This is a genomic window from Streptomyces sp. NPDC090021, assembly GCF_044748225.1.
Taxonomy (GTDB): Bacteria; Actinomycetota; Actinomycetes; order Streptomycetales; family Streptomycetaceae; genus Streptomyces.
On record NZ_JBIVFO010000006.1, the window covers coordinates 14,075 to 39,801 of the forward strand.

The following is a 25,727-nucleotide window of genomic DNA, read 5'->3' on the forward strand; positions in this document are numbered from 1 at the left end:
GCCCGATCACGCGCTCTCCTCCTCGTCCGGGGTGACGACGGCCAGGACCTGGTCCATGGCCACGGTGGTGCCGGGGGAGACGTCCAGCTCGGTGACCGTGCCGGCGTGCGGGGCGGAGATGACGTGCTCCATCTTCATCGCCTCGACGACCAGCAGGCTCTGACCGGCCGCCACCCTGTCGCCGACGGCCACCTTGACGACGGTGACGGTGCCGGGCATGGGGGCGGCGAGGGTCTCCGCCCCTGCGCTCGCCGCGCCGTGGGCGGACACCGGATCGTGGCGCTGGACGTGCCAGGAGTCGGCGGCGCGCCCGAGCCAGGTCCCCTCCGGGGAGGCGGCGTGGCTGAAGCGGTGGGTGACGCCGCCGAGTTCGAGGGTGACGGTGTCGGGGGTGCGGGCCACGATCCGGCCGCGGACCGGTGCGCCGCCGCCGACCGCGTCCAGCAGGATCTCCTGCTCGGCGCCCAGCTGCCGGGTACGGACCTCCACCGGGTCCTGGCCGGGGAGGCGGAAGTGGTGGACCGTCCAGGCGGGGGTGCCGCCCAGGCGCCAGCCGTCGGCGGCGTCGAACGGGTCGACCCACCCGCCCGGCCTCGCCGGTGTGTGCGGACGGCCGAGCGGCGCTTCCAGCAGGGCGGCGGCCGCGTACACCTCCGGCGGGACACCCTCCGGGAGGAGCCCCGTGAGGTCGCGCTCGACCAGGCCCGTGTCGAGGTCGCCCGACACCACATCGGGGTGGGCCAGCAGCCGCCGCAGGAAGCCGGCGTTCGTCTGGACGCCCAGGATCACCGTGTCGGCGAGCGCCGCCCGCAGCATGCGCAGGGCGGCCGGGCGGTCCGGCCCGTGCACGATGACCTTCGACAGCATCGGGTCGTACGTCGAACCCACCGGCACGCCCGCGGTCAGGCCCGAGTCCGTGCGGACCGCACCGCCCGACGGCTCGGACAGCGCCAGGACCGTACCGCCGGACGGCAGGAAGCCGCGCGCCGGGTCCTCCGCGCAGACGCGGGCCTCGATGGCGTGCCCGGTCAGCCGGATGTCGTCCTGGGTGACGGGCAGGGCCTCGCCGGCGGCGACCCGCAGCTGGAGTTCCACCAGGTCCAGGCCGGTGATCAGCTCCGTCACCGGGTGCTCGACCTGGAGGCGGGTGTTCATCTCCATGAAGTAATAGGAGGACGGGTCGCCGCCCGGGACGATGAACTCCACCGTGCCCGCGCCGACGTACCCGCAGGAGCGGGCCGCGTCCACGGCCGCCGCGCCCATCGCCGCGCGGGTCTTCTCGTCGAGCAGGACCGAGGGGGCCTCCTCGATGACCTTCTGGTGCCGGCGCTGCAGCGAGCACTCACGCTCGCCGAGGTGGACCACGTTGCCGTGGGCGTCCGCCAGCACCTGGATCTCGATGTGCCGTGGCCGGTCCACCCACCGCTCGACCAGCAGCGTGTCGTCGCCGAAGGACGAGCGCGCCTCGCGGCGGGCCGCCGCGATCTCCTCGGCCAGCACCGCCTCGTCCCGTACGAGCCGCATACCCTTGCCGCCGCCGCCCGCCGAGGGCTTCAGCAGCACCGGCATGCCGATCTCCGAGGCGGCCGCGACCAGTTCGGCGTCGGTCAGGCCGCTGCCGGAGGAGCCGGGGACCACGGGCACGCCCGCCGCCTTCACCGTCTCCTTGGCGCGGATCTTGTCGCCCATGAGGGAGATCGCGGAGGCGGGCGGCCCGATGAAGGTCAGCCCGGCCTCGGTGCAGGCCTGCGCGAAGGCGGCGTTCTCCGCCAGGAAGCCGTAGCCGGGGTGCACGGCCTCGGCGCCCGTCCGCTTCGCGGCGTCGAGCAGCCGCTCCACGGACAGGTAGCTCTCCGCGGCCGCCGCCGGGCCGATCCGGACGGCCGTGTCGGCCTCCCGTACGTGGCGGGCGTCCGCGTCCGCGTCGCTGAAGACGGCCACGGAGCGGATGCCGAGCTCCCGCAGGGTGCGGATGACCCGGACCGCGATCTCGCCGCGGTTCGCGACCAGAACAGTGCTGAACATCAGTGAGGTCCTCACGTCACATCACGTCACATACGGAAGATGCCGAAGCCGCGATCACCCAGCGGGGCGTTCGCGCACGCGGTCAGGGCCAGTCCCAGCACCTGCCGGGTCTCCATGGGGTCGATGACCCCGTCGTCCCACAGCCGTGCCGTGGCGTAGTAGGCGTTGCCCTGCTCCTCGTACTGGGCGCGGACCGGGGCCTTGAAGGCCTCCTCGTCCTCGGCCGGCCACTCCTGGCCGGCGCCCTCGATCTGGTCGCGCTTGACCGTCGCGAGGACCGAGGCGGCCTGCTCGCCGCCCATCACCGAGATCTTGGCGTTGGGCCACATCCACAGGAAGCGGGGCGAGTAGGCCCGGCCGCACATCGAGTAGTTGCCGGCGCCGTACGAGCCGCCGACCACCACCGTCAGCTTCGGGACCCGGGCGCAGGCCACGGCCGTCACCATCTTGGCGCCGTGCTTGGCGATGCCGCCGGCCTCGTAGTCGCGGCCGACCATGAAGCCCGAGATGTTCTGGAGGAAGAGGAGCGGGATGCCGCGCTGGTCGCACAGCTCGATGAAGTGCGCGCCCTTCTGGGCGGACTCGGCGAACAGGATGCCGTTGTTCGCGATGATCCCGACCGGGTGCCCGTGGATCCGGGCGAAACCGGTGACCAGCGTCTGGCCGAACTCGGACTTGAACTCCTGGAAGCGGGAGCCGTCCACGACCCGCGCGATGATCTCGCGGGCGTCGTAGGGGGTGCGGGAGTCGACCGGCACCGCGCCGTACAGCCCGGCCGGGTCCACCTTCGGCTCCTCCGGGGCCTCGACCGACCAGGGCAGGGCCCCGCGGTCGGGCAGGGTCGCCACGATGTTCCGTACGATCCGCAGCGCGTGCGCGTCGTCCTCCGCGAGGTGGTCGGTCACACCGGAGACGCGGGAGTGGACCTCGCCGCCGCCGAGCTCCTCGGCGGTGACGACCTCGCCCGTGGCGGCCTTCACCAGCGGCGGGCCGCCGAGGAAGATCGTGCCCTGGTTGCGGACGATGACGGCCTCGTCGCTCATGGCCGGTACGTACGCGCCGCCCGCGGTGCAGGAGCCGAGGACGGCGGCGATCTGCGGGATGCCGGCGCCCGACATGCGGGCCTGGTTGTAGAAGATGCGGCCGAAGTGCTCCCGGTCGGGGAAGACCTCGTCCTGCATGGGCAGGAAGGCACCGCCGGAGTCGACCAGGTAGAGGCAGGGGAGACGATTCTCCAGGGCCACTTCCTGGGCGCGCAGGTGCTTCTTGACGGTCATCGGGTAGTACGTGCCGCCCTTGACGGTGGCGTCGTTCGCGACGATCACGCACTCGCGGCCGCTGACCCGGCCGATGCCCGCGATGACCCCGGCGGCGGGGGCGGCGCCCCCGTACATCCCCTCGGCGGCCAGCGGGGCCAGCTCCAGGAACGGGGAGCCCGGGTCGAGGAGGGTGTCCACGCGGTCGCGCGGGAGGAGCTTCCCGCGGGCGGTATGGCGGGCGCGGGCCTTCTCGCCGCCGCCGAGCCGGGCCGCGTCGAGCCGGGCGCGCAGGCCCTCGGTCAGCTCGCGGTGGGCGGCCTCGTTGGTCCGCCAGGCCTCGGACGCCGGGTCCGCGGCGCTCGTCAGCACTGGTGCCTGCTGCATCGGTCGAGCTCCCTTGCTCGTTCCAGGCGGTTAATGAGCGTTAACGCTCGTGGAGCTCAGGTTAACGACCGCTAACGGCCCTGTCTAGAATGGTTTCCCATGAGCATCAGAGCGGCCGCCCCCACCCGACGCGAGCAGATCCTCAGCGAGGCCGCCCGCCTCTTCGCCGCGCGCGGGTTCCACGGCGTCGGCGTGGACGAGATAGGGGCCGCGGTGGGCATCAGCGGCCCCGGCCTGTACCGGCACTTCGCGGGCAAGGACGCCATGCTCGCCGAGCTGCTCGTCGGCATCAGCGAACGCCTTCTCACCGGCGGCCGCCACCGGGTCGCCGAGGCGGCCGGGGACCCGGCCCGCGTCCTGTCCTCCCTCATCGACGGCCACATCGACTTCGCCCTCGACGACCGCGCCCTGATCACCCTCCACGACCGCGAGCTCGACCGGCTGCGGGAGGCCGACCGCAAGCTCGTGCGGCAGCTGCAGCGCCAGTACGTGGAGCTGTGGGTGGAGGTCGTACGGGAGCTGCACCCCGAGGTCGGCGAGGCGGAGGTACGGGTCGCCGTGCACGCGGTCTTCGGCCTGCTCAACTCCACCCCGCACCTGGGGGCCCTCGGCCGCGAGGCCACCGAGTCGCTGCTGCGCAGGCTCGCGCACGGGGCCTTCGGGGCGCTGTCGGCATGACCCGGGGCGTCCACCGACCGGAATGGACGCGCCGCCTCCGCCCCGGCGGCGGCAGAATGGCCCGTATGCCGAAGCCGATAGAGACGTCCGACCGATCCGTGGGAACGCCGAGCCGCGCCGAACTCGTCGACCATCTGGTCCGCACGCGGATCGCGGGGCAGGTCGCGACGCCGCGCGAGAACAACCTCTCCCACTACCGCAAGCTCGCCAACGGCGACCGGCACTACTGGCTGGGCCTGGAACTGGGCGACCGCTGGACCGACGAGCAGGACGTCCTCGCGGTGATGGCCGAGCGCTGCGGTGTGGTGGACGACCCGGCGTTCCGCTTCGGCCAGGACACCATCGACCCCGAGCTGACCGTGGCCGGCCTGGACCGGCTGGCGGCCCGGCTGCGCAAGGCGGCGGCCGACCGGCAGCGCGTGCTGTTCGCGACCGGCCACCCGGGCGGCCTGCTGGACGTCCACCGCGCGACGGCGGCGGCCCTGCGCGCGGCCGGCTGTGAGATCGTCGTCATCCCGTCCGGCCTGACGGCCGACGAGGGCTCGGTATGGCAGTTCGCGGACATCGCCGTACTGGAACGCGGCGCGACCCTGTGGCACACCCATTCCCCGGCCCCGATGGCCGCGATCCTGGACGCCCTGGCGGCCGAGGGCCGCCCGCAGCCGGACCTGGTCGTCGCCGACCACGGCTGGGCGGGCTGCGCGGCCCAGCGCGGCCTGGACGCGGTCGGCTACGCCGACTGCAACGACCCGGCCCTCTTCCTCGGCGAGGCCGAAGGCACCCTCCAGGTCGCGATCCCGCTGGACGACCACGTCCGCGACCCGCGCTTCTACGACCCGATGGTGGCGTACCTGCTGAACGCGGCGGGCCTGCACTGACAGCGCAGCTGCGGCGCAGACAGCGAGAAGCCCCGGCCGGCCCCGCCGGACCGGGGTTCTTCCGTCGGCGCCCGCCGCGGAGCCGACGTGCCCACCGCGCTCGGCTGGGGCGGGCCGACCAACTACGAGAACGACACCGCCCTGATCAGCGTGGTGCTCCGGTCCTGGGAGGACCGCTTCGGCGCCCGGCTCGTCGCCCTCGGATTCGACGAGCTCCACCTGTCGGTGGCGGCCCCGCCGCCCACGACCGCCCGCGCCCTGCCCGTCGCGGCGGAGCACCTCGCGCTCTCGCCCGACTACATCTGGCAGGGCTCCGGCAGCATCCGGGCCTACGCCGACGAGGCCGTCACCGGATGCGGCCACTGGGGGTTCTGGTGGGACTGAGCCGCCCGCGGGCCGTGGCCCGCCGCGGCGTCAGGCGCGCGGGACGCGGACCACGCCCTCCTGGATGACCGTGATCGCCAGGCGGCCGTCCTGGGTGTAGATGCGGGCCTGGCCGAGGCCCCGGCCGCCGTGGGCCGAGGGGGACTCCTGGTCGTACAGGAGCCATTCGTCCGCCCGGAACGGCCGGTGGAACCACATCGCGTGGTCCAGCGAGGCGCCGACCACGTCGCCCACCGCCCATCCGCCGCGCCCGTGCGCGAGCAGCACCGCGTCGAGCAGCGTCATGTCGGAGACGTACGTGGCCAGGCAGGTGTGCAGCAGCGGGTCGTCCGCGAGCTTGCCCTGGGTGCGGAACCAGACCTGCGAGCGCGGCTGAAGCGGTTCGCCGACCGTGCCCCAGGGCGGAGTGGTCGCGTACCGCAGGTCCACCGCGCCGCGGGCCTCCAGCAGCCGCTCGACGGTGCCCGGGTCCCGGAAGATCTCGCGGTACGGGGGCAGCGCCTGGAGGGCCGTCGGCAGGGACTCGGGGTCCGGGGCGGCCGGCATCGGGACCTGGTGCTCCAGCCCCTCCTCGTACGTCTGGAAGGACGCGGAGAGGTGGAAGATCGGCTGCCCGTGCTGGACGGCGACCACGCGCCGGGTGGTGAAGGAGCGCCCGTCGCGGATCCGGTCCACGGAGTAGACGATCGGCGCGCCGGAGTCGCCGGTCCGCAGGAAGTACGAGTGCAGCGAGTGCGGCAGACGGTCCGCGGGCACCGTGCGCCCGGCGGCGACCAGGGCCTGCGCGGCCACCTGGCCGCCGAACACGCGCGGCACCAGGGAGGTGCGGCTGGTGCCGCGGAAGATGTTCTCCTCGATCTGTTCCAGGTCGAGCAGATCGAGGAGATCCGTCAGTGCCTCGTTCAACGGTGCTTACAGGCCCATCGACTTGGCGATGATCGACTTCATGATCTCGCTGGTGCCGCCGTAGATGCGGTTGACGCGGTTGTCGGCGTACAGGCGGGCGATCGGGTACTCGTTCATGTAGCCGTAGCCGCCGTGCAGCTGGAGGCAGCGGTCGATGACGCGGTGCGCGACCTCGGTGCAGAAGAGCTTCGCCGAGGCGGCCTCGGCCGGGGTCAGCTCGCCCGCGTCCAGGGCCTCCAGGGCGCGGTCGGCGACGGCCTGGGCCGCGTCCACCTCGGCCTGGCAGGCGGCCAGCTCGAACTTGGTGTTCTGGAAGTGCGCGACGGGCTTGCCGAAGACGGTGCGCTCCGTCACGTACTGCTGGGCGAACCGGACGGCCGCGGCGGCCTGGGCGTACGCGCCGAAGGCGATGCCCCAGCGCTCGGACGCCAGGTTGTGGCCGAGGTAGTAGAAGCCCTTGCCCTCCTCGCCGAGCAGGTCCTCGACGGGGACCTTCACGTCGACGAACGCCAGCTCGGCGGTGTCGGAGGTCTTCAGGCCCAGCTTGTCGAGCTTGCGGCCGATGGAGTAGCCCTCGGACTTGGTGTCCACGGCGAACAGGGAGATGCCGAAGCGGCGGTCGTCCGCGCTCGGGGCGGAGGTGCGGGCGCAGACGATCACGCGGTCGGCGTGGACGCCGCCGGTGATGAAGGTCTTGGAGCCGTTGAGGACGTAGTGGGTGCCGTCCTCGGAGAGCTTGGCGGTGGTCTTCATGCCCGCGACGTCGGAGCCGGTGCCCGGCTCGGTCATGGCGAGGGCCCACATCTCCTCACCGGAGACGAACTTCGGCAGGAAGCGCTTCTTCTGCTCGTCGTCGGCGAGCATCTTGATGTAGGGGAGGGCGAGCAGCACGTGCACGCCGGAGCCGCCGAAGTTGACGCCCGCGCGGGAGGTCTCTTCGTAGAGGACGGCCTCGAACTTGTGGGTGTCCAGGCCCGCGCCGCCGAACTCCTCCGGCACGTTGATGCCAAAGACGCCCAGCTCGCCGAGCTTGTAGTAGAAGTCGCGCGGCGCCTGGCCGGCGGCGAACCACTCGTCGTAGACGGGGACGACCTCGGCCTCGATGAAGGCGCGGATGGTCTCGCGGAACGCCTCGTGGTCCTCGTTGAACACCGTACGGCGCACGGCCGGCTCCCTTCGTCGCGGCGGTCCGCCGCCTAAATTAAGCGCTTGCTCAGACTAAGTTACCGACGAGTTGACCAGGCTGTCCAGATGTGGTCGTACACGCGTACGTCACACCGGCGCCCCGAGGGCGGCTGGCCGGATACCTCCTTCTGTCGCCCGGGCCGTGCCGGTTGACTCGATACGCCCGGCCCTTCCCCCGACAGGACAGGAACCAGATGTTCAGGAGGCTGTTCAGCCTTGCGTTGGCGACGGCGGTGGCCCTTGCGCTCGGCGCGGGCACGGTCCATGCCGAGACGCAGGAGTCGCCGCAGGCCAAGCGGGTCCACAATGCAATGCAGATCGTCTTCAACGCCTCCACCCCGGACAGTTTCTGCACCATCGGGGCCGTCGGCAGCGACGGCTACGGGCGGAACATCGCCCTCTCGGCCGGGCACTGCATCTCGGCCCCTGGATACGCCGATCGTGAGATCCACGAGGACCTCATACCCGTCTTCCACCGGCAGGACATCGGCTTCGGGCCGATCGGGTACGTCCGGTACTTCAAGGACCCGGAGGGGTCCATGACAGGCCACCTCACCAAGGACTACATGGTCATCGAGCTGGTCGCGGCCGTGACGCCGTCCTCCCAGGGCCCGCACCTGAAGCAGACCGGGGTGCTGGAGGTGCCGGGCGGGACCCCCAGCCCCAATGCCCTCAGCCCCGCCCCGAACCGGGAGCGGCTGCTCGGCGCGGCCTGGTTCAACAACAACGAGCTGGTCGTCTCCGGCCAGCTCGGCGTCTGGTATGGCCGGATCACCAACAACGACAGGGGCGTCTACCAGGCCCACCCCCAGCACAAGGCCGGTGACTCGGGCGGTCCCGCCATCTGGCACGTGCCGGGGACGGCATACCCCTCCGAGGCCAACGGGTTCAAGGCCGAGGGGCCCTGGGCGGGCATCACCAAGGGCATGATCATCTCGTACCCCTGGTACGTGTACACCAGCTCGGCCAACATCCTGGCCGACCTGCGTGCCCGCGACACCGCCGACCCCGGCGACGTCTACGGCGCCGACTTCCAGGTGACCGCCAATCCCTGACCCGGCGCGCGGGGCCGGTGGCCCGTGAGGGGCCGGCTACCGCTCCCCGGCCCCGGGAAGCCTGCGCAGGGCGAACCACAGCTCCATCCGGGTGTCCGGGTCGTCCAGGTCGCGCTCCAGCAGAACCGCAGCCCGGGCGACGCGCTCGCGGACGGTGTTGCGGTGCACGGCCAGGGCGGCGGCCGTGCGGTCCCAGCTGCCGTGTGGTGCGCGCACCACACGGCAGCGTCTCCCGGTAGGCCGCCCCCAGCGGCGCCGGCAGCGTCTCGGCGAGGGCGTCGGCCTCCGCCGGGTCGAGAAGGTCCGCGGCCTGAAGTGGAGGGCTTGCACAAAGTGAGTCACTGCAGAGATGTCCGCCCAGTCCATAAGGCCGTCGGCACGCCCCGATGCCGCCCGACGCGAGCCGCTGTCTTAGATGACCATTACCCTGGCCGCGGAGAGGGGGCAGCATGCTGCTGAGGTTCCGCACCGCGAACGTACGGTCCCTGCGCGATGAGCAGGAGCTGTCGTTCGTCGTGTCCGGAGGCGACGAGGGCGAGCCGAGCGAGGCCGCCCGGCCGGTGGAGCTCGCCGGTGGGCAGACCGTGGGGGTTCTGCCCTTGATCGGCATCTTCGGTGCCAACGCCTCCGGCAAGTCGAACGTGCTCGCCGCCATGACGGACATGCGCACCGCCGTCCTGCATTCCTACGGGAGGTGGGCCTCGCACGACACCGTCCCGCGCCGTCCCTTCGCGCTCGACGCCAAGGAGGAGGGCGAGCCGAGCTTCTTCGAGGCGGACATCGTCCTCGACGGTGTGCGCTGGACCTACGGCTTCGAGCTGGGCACGGCACGCGTCGAAGCCGAATGGCTGCACTGCTACCCGCGCGGTCACCGGCAGGTATGGCTCGACCGGGACGCCTCCCGCGCCGAGGTCTACGACTGGCCCGGCGCCCGCGTGAAGGACCGCACCCAGCTGGCCCGGCGGACCCGTCCCAACGCCCTGCTCCTGTCCACAGCGGGTACGGACAACCACCCTCAGCTGTCGGCGCTCTACCACTGGTTCCGCCGCAACATGTGGCTGATCGGCCCGGAGACCGAGCGAGTGGAGCGCGAGCAGTACACGACGCGCGAGCTGGCCGGCAGCCGTGCCCGCCGGATCAACGAGCTGCTTCAGGTCGCCGACCTCGGCATCACCGGCGCCGAGGTCGTCGACGAGGGCCAGGGCAAGGGCCCTGCGACGGTCCGTCTCACCCACCGGTCGGGCGGCGCGGATGTAGCCCTCGACTGGCGGCACGAGTCCTTCGGCACCCGTTCCTGGTTCGCCCTCCTCGGACCCATGCTGCTCGCGCTGGACGAAGGGGCCGTCCTCCTCGTCGACGAACTGGACTCCAGCCTCCACCCGCGCTTCGCCGCCGAGGTCGTCCGGCTCTTCCACGACCCGGACGCGAACCCCAGGGGCGCCCAGCTGGTCTTCACCTCGCACGCCCCCTCGGTGCTCAGCACCCCTAGTGGCGGGCGGCTGCTGGAGCCGGGCCAGGTGTGGCTGACCGAGAAGGACAAGGACGGAGCGACCGAGCTCTACCCGCTGACCGCCGCGTCCCCGGGGAAGGACGAGGACCTCATGCGGTCCTACCTGGCGGGAGCCTTCGGCGGAGTCCCGGCCCTCTTGGAGGGCCAGATCGCGCGGCGTCTGATGGCCGCGACCGCACAGGAACGGGAGCACGGGGTGGAGCGGAGCTGATGGCGCGTACGAGGGGGAAGGACTCGCTGACGTCCGCCAAGCCGAAGGGCGGGAAGCGCCGCCGGGTGGTACACGTCTTCACGGAGGGCAAGGTCACCGAGCCCGAGTACATCGCGATCGTCCGGGCCAGGGGTGTCCTGAAGGATCCGGGCGTGCAGGTCGACGTACACATCGCCAACGAGTCAGCGGCGGGCTCCCACCGCAAGCCGATCAAGCTGGTGGAGGACGCCGTCCGGCTGATGCGCGAGGAGGTCCGCGCCGCGAAGCGCAGCAAACTGGACCCCGAATCGGAGTTCTGGCCGCAGGTCTGGTGCCTGTTCGACCGCGATGAGCACGAGCAGATCGAGGCGGCGCGGAAGCAGGCCAAGGAAGCGGGCGTGCGGATCGCCTTCTCCCACCCCTGCTTCGAGCTGTGGCGACTGCTGCACGTCAAGACCGTGGACGCGCAGTTCGGTGGGGCCTGTGGTCAGGTGACCGCCCGCCTGCCGTTCGCCAAGAACACCGACAACATCAAGCACGTGGAGTCGGACCAGATCCCGGAAAACAGCTTCAAGCTGGCCAAACAACGCGCCCAGAAGATCAACTCGGCGCACGGTGAACACGTGTCCTGGCTCCATCGCGACCCCTACACGGACGTCTTCGAGTTCGTGGAGAAGGGACTGGGGATCACCGCCTACTGACGGGCCCGCCTCGGCCGGATACGCGGTTTTCTCCGGTGTCCACTGTCGCCGTACTGTTTCCTACGTCGCATCGGGGTCGTAGGGAGTCGTATTCGTGGCCAAGCTCACGCTCGCGCAACTGGAGCGGCATCTGTTCGCCGCCGCGGACATCCTCCGCGGCACCATGGATGCCTCCGAGTACAAGGACTACATCTTCGGGCTGCTCTTCCTGAAGCGGGCCAACGACGAGTTCGAGGCCGCGCGGGACCGGATCCGTGAGTACGCCGCCAAGGAGCTCGGACTCGACGGCGAGGATGTGGACGGCTACCTGGAGCAGGACTCCGCGTACAGCGACCGCGACGTGCTCTTCGTCCCGAGGAACGCCCGCTGGAAGTGGATCTCCTCGGCCACCCACAACATCAACGAGGACCGGCTGCGCCCCGCCCTCCAGGCCCTGGAAGGCCAGAACAGCAAGCTCAAGGGCCTCTTCGACCACCTCGACTTCAACCGCATCGGCGGCTCCGGCACCTCCGGTGGCGCGGCCAAGCTCGCCGACCAGCGCCTCAAGCTGCTGATCGCGCACTTCGGGCGGGTCCGGCTGCGGACCGACGACTTCGAGTTCCCCGACCTGATCGGCGCCGCGTACGAGTACCTGATCAAGGAGTTCGCGGACTCGGCCGGCCGCAAGGGCGGCGAGTTCTACACCCCGCGCGCCGTGGTCCGGATGATGGTCGAGCTGCTCGGCCCGAAGCAGGGCATGCGGATCTACGACCCGTGCGTCGGCTCGGGCGGCATGCTCATCCACGCCAAGGAGTACGTGGAGGAGCACGGCGGGGACACCTCGGACATGTTCTTCGCCGGCCAGGACGCCAACAGCGGCTCCTGGATCATGTCCACGATGAACATGGTGCTGCACGGCGTACGCCGCTTCGACCTCACCACCGGCGACACCCTGGCCGAACCGACCCACGTTCCGAAGTCCGACGCGGACCGCTTCGACGGGGTTCTCAGCAACCCGCCGTTCTCCATGGACTACGTGGCCGCCGACCTCCAGTACGCCGCCCAGCGCACGACGTACGGCATGACCAGCGAGCGCGGCAAGGCCGACCTGATGTTCCTCCAGCACATGCTGTGGGAGACCAAGCAGGAGGGACCCCATGGCCCCGGCATGGTCATCACGGTCATGCCGCACGGTGTGCTGTTCCGGGGCGGCGGCGAGCAGGAGATCCGCACCAAGCTGCTCGACGAGGACGCGATCGAGGCCGTCATCGGCCTGGCCCCCAACCTCTTCTACGGGACCGGCATCCCGGCCTGCATCCTGCTGCTGCGCCCGCCGGGCCGCAAGGACCCGGCGCGCGCGGGCAAGGTGCTGTTCATCAACGCGGACCGCGAATACCACTCGGAGCGCGCTCAGAACGTCCTGCTGCCGGAGCATGCAGAGAAGATCGTCACCACCTTCCATGGCTACACCGAGGTGCCGGGCTTCTCGCGGATCGTGAGCCGCGAGGAGTTGGCGGCCAACGACGACAACCTCAACATCCGCCGTTACGTGGACAACACCCCGCCGCCGGAGCCGCAAGACGTGCGGGCCCACCTGGTGGGCGGGGTGCCGCGCGCGGAGATCGAGGCGAAGAGGGAACTGCTGGACGCGTACGGGGTGAAGCTGACCGACCTGTTCGCGGAGCGTTCCCCGCTGGACCCCGACTACGTGGACTTCCTACCGGAGGGCAGCCGCCCGGACGCGGCGCGGCTGGCGGAGCTGGCCCGCCCGCGCGAGGAGGTGCTGCGGGCCGCGTTCGGACGGTGGTGGGAGAAGGAGGCCCGCCACCTGGAGGCGGTGGCCGCCACCCCGGAGCGCCTGGCCGACCTGACCGCGTCGGAGCGCAAGGCCGGGCTGATGGCGGTACGCGGTGAGCTGATCGAGTCGTTCGTGGAGCGGCTGGGCGAGGTGGACCTCCTCGACTGCTACGCGCTCGCGGGCGCGGTGGCCGGCTGGTGGTACGAGGCCAAGTACGACCTGCTCGCGCTGTCGGAGAACGGCTTCGCGGGCGTCCTGGACGGCTGGGTCGAGAACGTAGACACCCTGCTGGCGCCGGAACAGGACCCGAAGACCCGCAAGCTGCGCAAGCGGACCGCCGCCGAGCGCCGACAGGCGTACGACCACAAGGTGGTCGCGGCCATCGCACCGGAGTTCCTGGAGAGGCTTGCGACGGCGGACGCGCGCAAGGCGGAGCTGGACGCGCGGTGGAAGGAACTCAACGCGGAACCGGAGCCGTCGGAGGACGGCGAGGCGGACGACGAGGACGCGTTGACGCGCGAGGCGGTCGCTCTGAGCGTGGAGCAGCTGGCGGAGCTGGCGCACGTGAGGAAGGAGCGCACCAAGGCCACCGCTCTGATCAAGCGCCTGGAGGCGGACTTCTGGTTCCCCTGGCCGAGCGACCCGCCCAAGCTGGGCGAGGACCCGCCGGGCCTGTTCGCGGCGCGGCAGAAACTGGCGCTGGACCCGGAGGCCGAGCGGCGGGTGGTGCTGGAGCTGCTCCGGGACGACCTGGCGGGCAAGCTGGAGGGGCATGTGGTCCGCAAGCGGCGCGAGTTGGCCGATGCGTACGGGGTGTGGTCAGACAAGTATGTGGTGTCGCTCAAGGAGATCCGCGCGGAGCGCGAGCGAGCGGCGGCCACGCTGGACGGCTTCTTGAAGGAGCTGGGCTATGCGGAATGATGGTTGGCAGACAATTCCGCTGGGATCGATCCTCGCCGAGCCGATTCGCAACGGAATCTCGCCGGTAGAGAGTCAAGTCTGGACTGGCGTCGAGATGCTGGGCCTTGGCTGCCTTACGCCAAACGGATTTCAGCCGAGGCAACTTAAGCACGCCCCTTCGGCTGTGTTTGGCCAGCACTCGGCAGTCTTGACTGACGGAGATCTTCTAGTTAGCCGAGCTAACACGCGTATTCTGGTGGGGATGGCGGGAATCTATCGGGATATTGGTGTCCCCTGCATCTATCCCGACCTGATGATGAGGCTGCGGACTTCGGGTAGATATATTCCGGAGTTCCTTGAAATTGTGCTTCGGGCGCCAGAAGCTAGGCGATGCATCGCAGCATTGGCGCAGGGTACATCCGATAGCATGGTCAAGATTTCCGCTGATGTGATCAACCGGATGGAGATCCCAGACGTCCCCATTTCTGATCAGCAGAGATTTGTTGCGGGGCTTGATGCTGTATCAACATTGGAGCGAGGTCTCTGTTCTGGGATTCTTAAGATTCGGAATGTGCGGAGCGGACTTCTGGGCCGCGAATTCAGTGAGGGAGTAGGTGGCGGTTGGCCACTCAAGGAGATTGGCAACCTGTGTGAGGTGAGCTCCGGTGCAACCCCGAGTAGAGCTGCGGGGTCTCGATACTTCAGCAGCTCGGGCATGCCGTGGGTGAAGACCTTGGACCTCAATGAGGGGCTAATCTCGGCGACAGATGAGACGCTGACCGAGGCTGCTATTTCTGAGTTGCGGATGCGTCAGTTCCCGGAACGCTCGGTCCTGGTGGCCATGTATGGAGGATGGGAACAGATTGGCCGTACAGCGATTCTCGGAGTTCCCGCTGCGGTGAATCAAGCGATTGCGGTTCTCCAGCCGCTTGGTGGCCTAAACCCTGACTATCTATTGCTTGCGATGCAACATATGCGGCATCAGTGGCGTCGATTTGCGGCTAGCACTAGGAAGGATCCGAATGTTACGAAATCGGATGTTCTCGGGTTTAGGATTCCAGTTCCGCCGTATGGCGACCAGGTGAGAATCGTACAGCTTGCCGCGGCGTCGTTGCAGGATATTACGGCCGCCGAGCAGCAGTTGAATGGGTTGCGTAAGCTTAAGGAGGGCCTTACTAGTGAGCTGATTTCGGGTCAGAGAAGCTTTGTTGGCGGGTTGTCGAAGTGACGGCTGGCCAGGCCGTGAGCCGGAGTCGACCACATGGGCCCGAGGGCTCAGAAGAGGAGCTTCGCGTCCTTGATGGCTGTGACGAACGATGACCAGCCGGCTGCAGAGAAGACCACAGCGGGGCCGTGCGGCGTCTTCGAATCGCGGACCGGGATGCCCGACGGGTGGCAGTCAAGGACCTCGACGCAGGTGCCGCCGTCACCACTGCTGTAGGACGATTTACGCCAGCCGGTCAGTGATGCCGAGTCCTGGATGGTGCGCTCAGTCATGGTGTCCGTACCCCTCGGCCGTCGCTCGCAGCAGGGCGACTGACTCCTTGTGGGGTAGTGCATCGCCCAATGCGCGAGTGTATGTGTGCTGGAGTCTCTGGACCAGGGCAGGGGAGTCATGAAGCTTGCCCATGAGCACTCCCTCTCCGTACGCAGCCGGAGGCTGGTCTTCGAAGGACATGAGCGACAACACCCCCTGAAGTAGTGGGTGGTAGCCCAAGTTGAACGGCAGGATGTGGACCCGTACACGCTCGCGCTCTGCCAGGCGAACGATGTGCATCATCTGCTCCGACATGATCTCCGCGCTACCGATTGGGCGGCGTAGCACTGCCTCATCCAGCAGCGTCCACACTACGGGCGTCACTGGATCATCGAGGATCTTCGCGCGTTCAAGACGTGTGACAACGAGCCTGTCACACTCCTCTTCACTCCGCGGGGGGAAGGCAGGCCGTAGAACCGCACGGGCGTAGCGATCTGTTTGCAGGATGCCCGGCACTAGTGTGAGGGCGAACTCCTGGATCATTGCTGCCTGCTGTTCGAGTAGCAGCGCCGCTTCGAAGTAGTCGGCGACCGCCGCGTCCTCCTCCGGTAGGAAGCTGCTCAGCACGTTCCCCGTGTTCAGTGCCCTGTCCAGGCGTCGCGCGTCTTCCTTCGACGGGACGCGGCGGCCCGCCTCGATGTGGGAGATGTGCGAGCGGGTCATGATCGCCGCGTCGGCCAGTTGCTGCTGGGTGAGCCCGGCCGTCTCGCGCTGCGCCTTCAACCAGTCCCCATAGATGTTGCTCACGGTCAACTCCCATGTGACAGAGGCGTTGTCACACGCCACCCACTGGCGAGGCTACTCCGCTTCGTCTCACCCTGTGAGGGGATCGCTACTCAGCGATGTCCCGTGATGTCCCTGCGCCCGGCCGTTCCTGGCCGTGCACGCAAGGACCCCCGCGACCGCTCTGAACGGTCCGGGGGCGTGGACGCCAACCAACAGGAGTTGACGACGTGTTGCACTGTATCGCCCGCCTCTTCGAGGCGTTGCTGTACCTGCTCTGGGCCGACCCGGGTTCCCGGGTGGTGCCCGACCGGCCCGGCACCCCGTACTGCCCCGCCCGCGCACGCCGCGCCCACGCCCGCCGGCAGCGGGCCCGGCGGGTGGCGTTGTGGCTGGCCCTGCACGGGGTCGATATCGGGCCACGTGTCATCCACGGCCGGGTGGTGGCCGCGTGATGGGCCGGTGTGCCGACGAGGGGCGGTTGCTGCCCTGGGCCAGTCCGGACGGGAAGCCCTGCTACCTGATGGGCGACGGGAGCGGATACCTCTCCCGCGTCGCCGACAACGTCGAGAGCGTGCAGCTCGGCATGGCCGTCGAACTGCTGGACCACGCCGACGACATGCTCTCCGACTGCCGTGCCACCTCCGCTCAGCTCCATTACCTCGCCGCCCGCATGGCCGAGGCGCTGCGCGACGTCCACCGCATCGCCCGCAGCCGGGGCGCCCGGCTGCCCGTCCCGGTCCATGACGGGGACGAGCCGCCTCCCGGAACGTAAGGGCGCCCCGCATGTCCGGGTACGTGACCGGCTCCACCCGCTCCCGTACGGCCTGATCCCTCCCGCTCACCCCCGCTGCCCCGCACAATGGATCACCTGAGCGGGCAGTGGGCGGAGGGCGCGGGGGCATGGTGGTTCAAATCGAGCGGGACGAGGTCGAGCGGCCCATCGTCGACCAGCTGGTGGCGATGGGCTGGACCCACATCCCCGGCAAGCAGGTCGGCATGCTGAATGCCGGCATGCCGCTGCTCGCCGACAAGCTGAGCGACGCCCTGCGCCGCATCAACGTCCGGGCCGCCGACGGCAAGCCGTGGATGAGCGATGCCGACGCGGCCCGTGCCATCTCCGAGCTCGCCGCAGGCACCGCAGGCACCGGCGGCAAGAGCGTCGCGCACGCCAACTTCGCCGCCACCGACCTGCTGCTCAGCGGGTCCGTCCTCAGCAACCCGTCCGCCGGGCACGGCGGGGCCTCCGCGACCGTGCAGTACATCGAGTGGCATGAGGAGCGCGTCAACCTCAACACGTTCACCGTCGTCGACCAGTTGCGTGTCACGAACAGCTCCGGTGAGCTGTCGATACTCGACATCGTCCTCTTCGTGAACGGCATCCCGCTCGTCGCCGTCGAGTGCAAGAGCCCCGAGCTGTCCGACCCCATCCGCAGCGCCGTCCTCGACCTGCGGCACTACGCGGGCGACCCGCTCGCCGACGACGAGCGCGACGGCACCGACCTGCCGCCGCCCGCCGGCGTGCCCGAGCTGTTCCGGACCGTCCAGCTGCTGGTCGCCGCGACCGATCAGACCGCGTACCTGGGCACCGTCACCTCCACCCCCGACCACTTCCACCCCTGGCGCAGCATCGAGCCGGAGAACGAGCCCACGCTCAGGGCCGGGCTGCCCAAGGGCACCGGCAAGCTCAACGAACGGCACAAGCTCGTCGGCGTCGTGCTGCGGCCCGCCGCGCTGCTCAACCTCGTACGCCACTACGTCATCCCGCTCCCCGTCGAGAGCGAGTCCGGCGGTACCCGCACCGTCAAGGCCGTCGCCCGCCACCAGCAGTACCGCGCGGCCGAGAAGGCGGTGCACAAGCTGCGGAACGGGCGCTGCCGCGGCCCCCTCGTACCAGACGACGAGCGCGGCGGGATCATCTGGCACACCCAGGGCTCCGGCAAGAGCCTCACCATGGCCTTCCTGGTACGCCGGATCCATCTGCACCACGATCTCAGCGAGTTCACGGTGGTCGTGGTCACCGACCGGACCCAGCTCCAGACCCAGCTCTCCAAGACCCTCAGGCTCAGCGAGTCGGACGTGCAGACCGCCGAGACCCGCACCCAGATGGAGGGCCTGCTGAGGGACGGTGGGCGGCGTGTCGTCTTCGCGATGATCCAGAAGTACGGCACCGGAATCGACTTCGCTGGAGACGGGGACGGCGACGGCTCGGGTGACGGGGACGGCCGGGACCTCGCGGGGGAGTACGCGGACGCCGAGCGGGCCAGGAAGCTGCCCAAGCCGAAGTCCGAGGCCGCGCCGCCCGTGGTGGACTTCCCCGAGTGCAACAGGTCCGCCGACATCCTCGTCCTGGTCGACGAGGCCCACCGCTCGCACACCAGCGTGCTCCACGCCGCCCTGCGCAAGGCGATCCCGAACGCGGCGAAGATCGGATTCACCGGTACGCCGATCATGACCGAGCGGGCCGACGACACCCGCCGGATCTTCGGCGCGTTCCTCGACACCTACCGGATGGCCGAGGCCGAACGCGACGGTGTCGTCGTCCGTATCCGCTACGAGGGCCGTACCGGCAAGGGCAAGGTCTTCGACAAGGACGGCCTGGACCGGAACTTCGCCGACCTGGTCCGCGACCGAACGGCTGAGGAGCGCCGGACGCTGCTCAAGCGCACGCCCACCGAGCGCGACGTGGCCGAGTCCCAGCCGATGATCCGGGCCAAGGCCGAGGACATGCTGGAACACTGGGTCACCTGGGTGCTGCCCGGCGGCGGCTTCAAGGCCCAGGTCGCCGCCGTCAGCCGCAGGGCGGCCGTGGAGTACCACCACGCCCTCCGGCTCGCGCGCGACACCCTGCTGGCCGACCTCGCCGCTTTCGACCCGGAGTCGCTGGCCGGGACCCCGCTGGACAAGCTGCCTCGGCGCGAGCGCTACCTCTACCAGGCCCACCAGTACCGCGCACTGCTGCGCCGGATCGACTTCGTGCCGGTCGTCTCCCCTGGAGAGGAGAAGAAGCGGCGCCAGTGGCTGCACTGGACGGAGAAGACCCGGCAGGACGCGTACATCGAACGCTTCCACCAGGCCTTCCCGCTCCTGGAAGCGGAAGCGGACTGGCTCACCGCCGTGCCCTTCGACCCGCCCGCACAGGACCTCACGGGCCCGGACGGCGGTGCCGGCGACCACCCCTGGTCCCAGGACGCCGCCGAGGCGCAGCCGACGGCCGTGCCCGACCCCGTGCACCCCGACAGCCCCATCGCCTTCCTCATCGTGAAGTCCATGCTGCTCACCGGATTCGACGCCCCCCGCGAGCAGGCGCTCTACCTGGACCGGCCGATCCGGGACGCCGAGCTGCTCCAGGCGGTGGCCCGGGTCAACCGGCCCGCGCCGGGCAAGGAGGTCGGATACGTCGTCGACTACTACGGCGTCTTCGAGCACCTGACGGGCGCGCTCGCCGCGTACGACCAGGCGGACGTCGACGACACGATGCGCGGACTGTCCGCGGAGCTCGACGGTTTGAAGCCGGCGGCTGACGCGGTGCGCGACCTCCTGCTCACCTACGGGCTCGGCGACGCGGACCTCGCCGACCCGGCCACGCTGGGCGGCAAGCTGGAAGCCTTCGACCCCGAACCCGCCCGGTTCGCGTTCGACACCGCGCTGCACGAGTTCCTCGCCGTGTTGGAACGCGTACTCCCGCACGAGGACGGTCTGGAGTACGTGGCCCACGCCCGGCTCTGGGGCATGCTGCAGAAGCGCGTCCGCAGGCTCTACCGGGACGCGCCGGGCGGGACGTTCACCCTGCGCCGCTACGGTCGCAAGGTACGCGCGATGATCGCCGATCATCTGGAGGGGCCGGAGATCGACCAGGTCATCGCCCCCGTGTCGGTGGGCTCTCCCGCCTTCGACGACCACGTCCGCAGGCTCCCCGCGCGCGAGGCCGCCGCGGAGATGGGGCACGCGCTCCGCTTCCACCTGGAGGAGCGGGTCAAGCGGGAGGATCCGGGGAAGTACCAGGAGCTCTCGGAGCGCCTGGAGGAGATCCTGCGGGATCTCCCCGGACGTTTCGAGGATCAGGTCCGGGAGTTCGGCGACCTGATCGACAAGGCTCGTGGGGAGGATGCGGAGGACCCTGCCACGGAGGGGCTCAGCCCACTGGAGCAGAAGGTGTACCGGCTGCTGGACAAGCTCCTGGCCGAGAACCCCGGCGTCGCGAGGGGTCAGGCCGCTGCCGATGCCCGCCCGCTGGTGGAAGCGGTGTGCGATACGGCCGGGCAGACCATGGCCAAGGCCTCCTACCAGGGCCAGCATCAGGACGTCACGGCGCTGGCGAGCAGCATGCAGAACCGGCTGCTGGGCGGCGGGCTGAAGCCGGCCGGCGGCGACTGGGCCCCCTTGCGTGCCGTCGCGGAGGGCCTCGCGGCGTACGCGGCGGCGCACAAGCAGCAGTTCCTGGCCCGGTCCCGGGGAGAATAGGGCGCGTGAGCGCCCTTGCCGAAGACAGCCGGTCCCCCTCCATGGCAGAGGGGGGCCTTCTGGCCGTCGACGGCCTGGAGCTGCGGGTGCGGGTCAGCGCGCGCCGTAGGCGCTTCGCGCTCACGGTGGAGCCGGACGCCGGTCTGACCCTCCACACACCCGAAGGCCGTCCGGTCGCCGACGCGGAGGACTTCGTCCGTGCCCACCGGTCCTGGCTGGTGGACAAAGTCGGGATGCGCGAGGCGACCCGCCCGCTGAACCCAACGAAACGACTCGCAGAGGGGGAGGTCTTCCGCTATCTGGGCCGGACCTACCGGCTCAGCCTGGCCGCGGAACAGCCCACCGGGAGAAGGGTCCGGCTGATTGCCGGCCGTCTGGTCATGGGCGAGGAGACGGCAGCCGATCCGGGGCGGGGGAGAGCGGCTCTCGTCGACTGGTACTGCCGGGCGGGGCAGAAGTGGGTGTCCGGGCGGCTGCAGCCATGGGCGGCACGCATGGCAGTCGCGGAGCCGGAACTCGACGTGCGCGACCTGGGAAGCAGGTGGGGAAGCTTTCGTCACGACGGTGAGCGAGCCGGATGCGGACGGATGAGCCTCGGCTGGCCGCTCTTCCAGCTTCCGATGCACCTCGTGGACTACGTCGTCGCCCACGAACTGGCCCATGTGCGCGTGTCCGGACACCGGGCCGACTTCTGGCGGCTGCTGGGGCAGGCGCTGCCCGAGTACCAGGAACGCAAGAACGAGCTCGACGAACTGGGCCGCCGCATGTGGATGGGCGAGATCGCCTAACCACGCTGTGCGGCCGGACCGCCCGAGTCCACCGTGCGCAGCGCGAACCACAGCTCCATCCGGACGTCCGGGTCGTCCAGGTCCCGGTCCAGCAGGACCGCGCAGCGCGCCACGCGCTGGCGCACGGTGTTGCGGTGCACCCCCAGGGCGGCGGCCGTACGGTCCCAGCCGCCGTGGTGCGCCAGCCAGACCCGCAGGCTCTCACGCAGCGCGGGGGAGAGCGGCCCGAGCAGGGCCTCGGCGTGGGCGCGGGCCTCGGCCTCCCCGACCAGGCCCGCGAAGCCGGCGTCGGCGTGCCGGGCCAGCGGGGTACGGGCCGCCTCCGCGCGCTGGAGCGCCCGCCCGGCCTGGGCGTCGGCCGCGGCCAGGGCGCCCGGCTCCGCGGGAGCGCTCACCCCCAGCCGCCAGCCCGGCTGCGCGCCGGGCTCCCGGTCGGTCAGCAGCCGTACGCCGCCCTCGTGCGGGTCCAGCAGTACGGTGCCCAGCGCGGCCGCGAGGGCCTGCGGATCCCCCGTGCCGCGGGCGTGGACGGCGTACCACGGCCCGGCGGCCAGGGCCGCGGCGGGATCCCCGTCGAGCAGCAGCCGGGTCAGGGCCGCGGCCTCGACCCCGGCAGGCCGCTCGGCGGTGAGCAGGGTCAGCAGTACGGCGGCCACCGAGGCCACGGTGTGGTCGCCGGGGGCGCGGGCCGGGGTCGCGGTGCCGAGCGCGGCCCGCCCGGCCAGGGCGTAGGCGGCCAGGTGGTGGCCGCCCGCCCGGTCCGTGGCCGTGGCGGGCCCGCCCTCGCGGCCGACCCGGGCCAGCAGCGCGGACAGCGCCTCCCGGGCCGGGGCGGGCAGCTCCGGGCCCGCCGTCCGGCCGCCCGGCCACAGGGCGACCGAGCCGCCCAGGCTCGCGGCGAGCCGGGCCAGCACCGCCGGGACCGGATCGGGCCGGGCCGCGGCCGCCGCCAGCGCCTGCTGGGCCTCCGTGGTCCGGCGCAGCTCCCGGGTCCGGGCCTCCGCCGTCAGCCGCCCCACCGCGCGGGCGACCGCCGAGAACGGGGTCCGCGGCGGAACCTCCAGCAGCGGCAGCCCGTGCCGGGCGCAGGCCTGCGCCAGCGCTGCCGGGACCTCCTCGTGCACCGGGGCCACGCCGAAGCCGAGGGCGGCCGCCCCCGCCCCGGCCAGCCGGGCCACGTACCCGTCGGGGTCCCCGGCGGGGCCCGCCCCGGCGGTCAGCAGCAGCTCGCCGCCGAGCAGGTAGGGGGAGGGGTCGGGCATCTCGGAGGCGTGCACGCCGTGCACCCCGGCGGTGTCCGGCCCGGCCAGGTGGCGCAGGCCGAGATCCCGGTCGGCGAGCAGTGAGGCGAGGAGCACCGGCGGGGTGAGCGGCTCCCCGGCGGGCCCGTTGCCGTACTCCGGATCACGAGCAGCGGCAGCCATGGATACTCCGTACACATCAGCAGGGCTAGATGGATGAAACGTACACTCCCCACCCTCGTGCGGCCCGCTTACGCTCGAAGTACCGCACACGTCAGGCCAGAGAAAGAGGCACAGCCATGAGCACGCAGCCGCGCGGACCCGTCGACTCCTCCCGCATCCCGCGCTACGCGGGCCCGGCGACCTTCGCCCGGCTGCCCCGCCTCGACGAGGTCGGCTCCGCCGACGTCGCCGTCGTCGGCGTGCCCTTCGACTCCGGCGTCTCCTACCGCCCCGGCGCCCGCTTCGGCGGCAACGCCATCCGCGAGGCCTCCCGCCTCCTGCGCCCCTACAACCCGGCGCAGGACGCCTCCCCCTTCGCCCTCGCGCAGGTCGCGGACGCCGGTGACATCGCGGTCAACCCCTTCAACATCAACGAGGCCGTCGAGACGGTCGAGGCCGCGGCCGACGAGCTCCTGGCGGGCGGCTCCCGCCTGATGACCCTCGGCGGCGACCACACCATCGCCCTTCCGCTGCTGCGTTCCGTCGCCAAGAAGCACGGCCCGGTCGCGCTGCTGCACTTCGACGCGCACCTGGACACCTGGGACACCTACTTCGGCGCCGAGTACACCCACGGCACCCCGTTCCGCCGCGCCGTGGAGGAGGGCATCCTCGACACCGAGGCCCTCTCCCACGTCGGCACCCGCGGCCCGCTGTACGGCAAGCAGGACCTCGACGACGACGCCAAGATGGGCTTCGGCATCGTCACCTCGGCGGACGTCTACCGCCGCGGCGCCGACGAGGTTGCCGACCAGCTGCGCCAGCGCATCGGCGACCGCCCGCTCTACATCTCCATCGACATCGACGTCCTGGACCCGGCGCACGCGCCCGGCACCGGCACCCCCGAGGCGGGCGGCATGACCTCCCGCGAGCTCCTGGAGATCATCCGCGGCCTGTCCTCCTGCAACCTCGTTTCCGCCGACGTGGTCGAGGTGGCCCCGGCGTACGATCACGCGGAGATCACCTCGGTCGCGGCCTCGCACACCGCGTACGAGCTCACCACGATCATGAGCCGCCAGATCGCGGCGGCGAAGGCGAAGTAGGAAGGGCACCGCACCCCCGTGACGCACGACCACGACCTGGTACTCCGTCCCACCGAGGCCCAGACGGCCGCCGCCCTGGCCGCGCCGCCGGGGCGGACGGGCGGGGACCTGGTCGTGGAGACACTGCGTTCGCTGGGCGCCACCACCGTGTTCGGACTGCCGGGGCAGCACGCCCTCGGCCTGTTCGACGCGGTGGGCCGTTCCGACCTGCGGCTGGTCACCCTCCGGGTGGAGAACAACGCGGGCTTCGCCGCCGACGCGTACGGCCGGATCACCGGCGAGGCCGCGCCGCTGCTGCTGTCCACCGGCCCCGGTGCCCTTACCGCCCTGCCGGCCTTGGCCGAGGCGGCGGCGGCCTCGGCCCCCGTCCTCGCCGTCTCCTCCCAGGTACCCGTCGCGGGCCTCGGCGGCGGGCGGCGCGGCCACCTGCACGAGCTGCGCGACCAGGCCGCGTCCTTCCGGGACGTGGTCAAGTCCGTCCACGAGGCGCGCACCCCCTCCCAGATCCCCTCGGTGATCGCCGAGGCCTGGGAGTCCGCGCTCACCGCCCCGCACGGCCCGGTCTGGGTGGAGATCCCCGAGGACGTGCTGCGGTCGGAGACAATCGTCCCGCAGGTCACCGGCATGGACGCGACCCCGCACGAGCTCGCCCCCCGACCCGAGCTGACGGCGGTGGCGGCCCACTGGCTGTCACGGGCCTCCCGTCCGGTGATCATCGCCGGCGGCGGGGTCGTCCGCGCGGACGCCTCCGGCAAGCTCAGGCAGCTGGCGGAGCGCCTGAACGCCCCCGTGGTCACCACCTTCGGCGGCAAGGGCGCCTTCCCCTGGACGCACCCGCTGTCCCTGCAGTCCTGGCTGGAGGACCGCCACATGACGGACTTCCTGGAGGACGCCGACGTGCTCCTCGTCGTCGGCTCGGGCCTGGGCGAACTGTCGTCGAACTACCACACGTTCTTCCCCACGGGCCGGATCGTCCAGATCGACGCCGACCTCGGCAAGCTGGAGTCCAACCACCCCGCCCTGGGCATCCACGCGGACGCCCGCCTCGCCCTCCAGGCCCTGCTGGAGACGGTGACCGAGCGGCAGGACGACCACGCCCCCGAGCGGGTCCGCATGGTCCTGGAGGACATCGCCGCCCGCCTCGCCGACCAGGACCTGGCCCTGGAGCAGTCCCTCCTGGCCTCGATCCGGTCCGCGCTGCCGCCCCGCTCCCCGTCCTTCTGGGACATGACGATCCTGTCCTACTGGGCGTGGTCGGCCTTCGACGCCAAGCACCCCAACACGATGCACTCGGCCCAGGGCGCCGGCGGCCTCGGCTACGCCTTCCCGGCGGCCCTCGGCGCCTGCGTCGCCGATCCGGGCAGCCCCGTCCTCGCCGTCTCCGGGGACGGCGGCGCGATGTACTCGCTCGCGGAGCTGGCCACCGCCCGGCAGCACGACCTCGACGTCACCTGGCTGATCGTGGACGACGGCGGCTACGGCATCCTGCGCGAGTACATGACCGACGCCTTCGAGGGACGCACCACGGGCACCGAGCTCACCCGCCCCGACTTCGTCGCCCTCGCGGAGTCCTTCGGCGTCCCGGCCGCCACGACCACCCCCGACTCCCTGACGGCCGACCTCAAGAAGGCCCTCGCCACCCCGGGTCCCTCGGTCCTCGTCCTCCCGGCCACCCTCAGGATGTTCGCCCCGACCCACCTCTGAGCCCTGCCGCGCGCCGCCCGCCCGCGCCCCCGGGCGGGGGCGCGGGCGACCCGGACGGCGCACAGTACGGGGCTCCCCGCGTGCGCCGGAGGCCACCGGCGTACACGTTCGAATCGTTGCGGCGGGATGAAATCCGCCGGTCGGGGCGTTCCCGCTTCCGGCAGGACAGGACCGAA

General features: G+C 71.0%; 20 protein-coding genes and 2 pseudogenes. 14 read left to right on the top strand and 8 right to left on the bottom strand.

The features are described 5' to 3' along the window. Nucleotides 1-6: 6 nt before the first annotated feature. Nucleotides 7-2,025 (bottom strand): acetyl/propionyl/methylcrotonyl-CoA carboxylase subunit alpha, encoded by a 2,019-nt coding sequence (locus tag ACIPXC_RS05880; RefSeq protein WP_401613905.1) that lies wholly within the window; start codon nucleotides 2,023-2,025, stop codon nucleotides 7-9. A gap of 26 nt (nucleotides 2,026-2,051) precedes the next feature. Continuing rightward, nucleotides 2,052-3,668, bottom strand: coding sequence for a carboxyl transferase domain-containing protein (locus tag ACIPXC_RS05885; RefSeq protein ID WP_401613907.1), 1,617 nt, complete (start codon nucleotides 3,666-3,668; stop codon nucleotides 2,052-2,054). A 99-nt stretch (nucleotides 3,669-3,767) separates the two neighbouring features. On the opposite strand from ACIPXC_RS05885, the gene ACIPXC_RS05890 reads away from it, so the two are divergent. The 3 genes and pseudogenes from ACIPXC_RS05890 to ACIPXC_RS05900 all read left to right on the top strand — a co-directional run. Then, complete coding sequence (locus tag ACIPXC_RS05890; RefSeq protein WP_401613909.1) at nucleotides 3,768-4,346, top strand: TetR/AcrR family transcriptional regulator; 579 nt, start codon at nucleotides 3,768-3,770, stop codon at nucleotides 4,344-4,346. 98 nt (nucleotides 4,347-4,444) lie between these two features. Continuing rightward, nucleotides 4,445-5,224, top strand: coding sequence for a phosphatase (locus ACIPXC_RS05895; protein WP_401614163.1), 780 nt, complete (start codon nucleotides 4,445-4,447; stop codon nucleotides 5,222-5,224). A gap of 75 nt (nucleotides 5,225-5,299) precedes the next feature. Then, a pseudogene (locus ACIPXC_RS05900) lies at nucleotides 5,300-5,608 on the top strand (DUF4253 domain-containing protein); the annotation flags it as partial. Nucleotides 5,609-5,638: 30 nt separating this feature from the next. Here ACIPXC_RS05900 and tesB read toward each other — a convergent pair. Beyond that, nucleotides 5,639-6,514, bottom strand: a complete 876-nt coding sequence (gene tesB, locus ACIPXC_RS05905; protein ID WP_401613911.1) for an acyl-CoA thioesterase II — start codon at nucleotides 6,512-6,514, stop codon at nucleotides 5,639-5,641. A gap of 6 nt (nucleotides 6,515-6,520) precedes the next feature. Further along, nucleotides 6,521-7,678: an acyl-CoA dehydrogenase family protein gene (locus tag ACIPXC_RS05910; protein WP_030655469.1), complete on the bottom strand. Its 1,158-nt coding sequence runs from the start codon at nucleotides 7,676-7,678 to the stop codon at nucleotides 6,521-6,523. 215 nt (nucleotides 7,679-7,893) lie between these two features. On the opposite strand from ACIPXC_RS05910, the gene ACIPXC_RS05915 reads away from it, so the two are divergent. Beyond that, entirely contained in the window at nucleotides 7,894-8,754 is an 861-nt protein-coding gene (locus ACIPXC_RS05915) for a hypothetical protein (protein ID WP_401613913.1), read from the top strand. A gap of 36 nt (nucleotides 8,755-8,790) precedes the next feature. On the opposite strand, the pseudogene ACIPXC_RS05920 reads toward ACIPXC_RS05915, so the two are convergent. Continuing rightward, nucleotides 8,791-9,061, bottom strand: a pseudogene (locus ACIPXC_RS05920) (helix-turn-helix domain-containing protein); the annotation flags it as partial. A 142-nt stretch (nucleotides 9,062-9,203) separates the two neighbouring features. Here ACIPXC_RS05920 and ACIPXC_RS05925 point away from each other — a divergent pair. The 4 genes from ACIPXC_RS05925 to ACIPXC_RS05940 all read left to right on the top strand — a co-directional run bounded on the left by ACIPXC_RS05925 (nucleotide 9,204) and on the right by ACIPXC_RS05940 (nucleotide 15,060). Then, nucleotides 9,204-10,475: an ATP/GTP-binding protein gene (locus tag ACIPXC_RS05925; RefSeq protein ID WP_401613915.1), complete on the top strand. Its 1,272-nt coding sequence runs from the start codon at nucleotides 9,204-9,206 to the stop codon at nucleotides 10,473-10,475. Then, nucleotides 10,475-11,155 carry an RloB family protein gene (locus ACIPXC_RS05930; protein WP_401613917.1) on the top strand — a complete coding sequence of 227 codons (681 nt, stop codon included), beginning with the start codon at nucleotides 10,475-10,477 and terminating at the stop codon, nucleotides 11,153-11,155. The genes ACIPXC_RS05925 and ACIPXC_RS05930 overlap by 1 nt, the downstream gene beginning before the upstream one ends. A 94-nt stretch (nucleotides 11,156-11,249) precedes the next feature. Then, on the top strand, nucleotides 11,250-13,853 hold the full coding sequence (locus tag ACIPXC_RS05935; protein WP_401613918.1) for an N-6 DNA methylase: 2,604 nt from the start codon (nucleotides 11,250-11,252) through the stop codon (nucleotides 13,851-13,853). Between the two features lie 241 nt (nucleotides 13,854-14,094). Continuing rightward, nucleotides 14,095-15,060 carry a restriction endonuclease subunit S gene (locus tag ACIPXC_RS05940; RefSeq protein WP_401613920.1) on the top strand — a complete coding sequence of 322 codons (966 nt, stop codon included), beginning with the start codon at nucleotides 14,095-14,097 and terminating at the stop codon, nucleotides 15,058-15,060. Between the two features lie 47 nt (nucleotides 15,061-15,107). On the opposite strand, the gene ACIPXC_RS05945 is transcribed toward ACIPXC_RS05940, so the two are convergent. Next, nucleotides 15,108-15,329 (bottom strand): DUF397 domain-containing protein, encoded by a 222-nt coding sequence (locus ACIPXC_RS05945; protein WP_401613922.1) that lies wholly within the window; start codon nucleotides 15,327-15,329, stop codon nucleotides 15,108-15,110. Next, nucleotides 15,322-16,116: a helix-turn-helix domain-containing protein gene (locus tag ACIPXC_RS05950; protein ID WP_401613924.1), complete on the bottom strand. Its 795-nt coding sequence runs from the start codon at nucleotides 16,114-16,116 to the stop codon at nucleotides 15,322-15,324. The genes ACIPXC_RS05945 and ACIPXC_RS05950 overlap by 8 nt, the downstream gene beginning before the upstream one ends. A gap of 206 nt (nucleotides 16,117-16,322) precedes the next feature. On the opposite strand from ACIPXC_RS05950, the gene ACIPXC_RS05955 reads away from it, so the two are divergent. The 4 genes from ACIPXC_RS05955 (at nucleotide 16,323) to ACIPXC_RS05970 (ending at nucleotide 21,344) form a co-directional block, all read left to right on the top strand. Then, nucleotides 16,323-16,547 (top strand): hypothetical protein, encoded by a 225-nt coding sequence (locus ACIPXC_RS05955; protein WP_401613926.1) that lies wholly within the window; start codon nucleotides 16,323-16,325, stop codon nucleotides 16,545-16,547. After that, complete coding sequence (locus ACIPXC_RS05960) at nucleotides 16,547-16,867, top strand: hypothetical protein (RefSeq protein WP_401613928.1); 321 nt, start codon at nucleotides 16,547-16,549, stop codon at nucleotides 16,865-16,867. Before ACIPXC_RS05955 ends, ACIPXC_RS05960 begins: the two co-directional genes overlap by 1 nt. 128 nt (nucleotides 16,868-16,995) lie before the next feature. Beyond that, complete coding sequence (locus tag ACIPXC_RS05965; RefSeq protein ID WP_401613930.1) at nucleotides 16,996-20,556, top strand: type I restriction endonuclease subunit R; 3,561 nt, start codon at nucleotides 16,996-16,998, stop codon at nucleotides 20,554-20,556. A 5-nt stretch (nucleotides 20,557-20,561) separates the two neighbouring features. Continuing rightward, nucleotides 20,562-21,344, top strand: coding sequence for a M48 family metallopeptidase (locus tag ACIPXC_RS05970; protein ID WP_401613932.1), 783 nt, complete (start codon nucleotides 20,562-20,564; stop codon nucleotides 21,342-21,344). Here the strand turns inward: ACIPXC_RS05970 and ACIPXC_RS05975 are convergent. Beyond that, on the bottom strand, nucleotides 21,341-22,768 hold the full coding sequence (locus ACIPXC_RS05975; RefSeq protein ID WP_401613934.1) for a PucR family transcriptional regulator ligand-binding domain-containing protein: 1,428 nt from the start codon (nucleotides 22,766-22,768) through the stop codon (nucleotides 21,341-21,343). The two genes, ACIPXC_RS05970 and ACIPXC_RS05975, sit on opposite strands and share 4 nt — an antisense overlap. Nucleotides 22,769-22,884: 116 nt before the next feature. Between ACIPXC_RS05975 and speB the strand changes: the two genes are divergently transcribed. Next, nucleotides 22,885-23,847, top strand: coding sequence for an agmatinase (speB, locus tag ACIPXC_RS05980; RefSeq protein WP_030032703.1), 963 nt, complete (start codon nucleotides 22,885-22,887; stop codon nucleotides 23,845-23,847). Nucleotides 23,848-23,865: 18 nt separating this feature from the next. Next, nucleotides 23,866-25,551 carry a thiamine pyrophosphate-binding protein gene (locus tag ACIPXC_RS05985; RefSeq protein WP_401613936.1) on the top strand — a complete coding sequence of 562 codons (1,686 nt, stop codon included), beginning with the start codon at nucleotides 23,866-23,868 and terminating at the stop codon, nucleotides 25,549-25,551. Nucleotides 25,552-25,727: the final 176 nt, after the last annotated feature.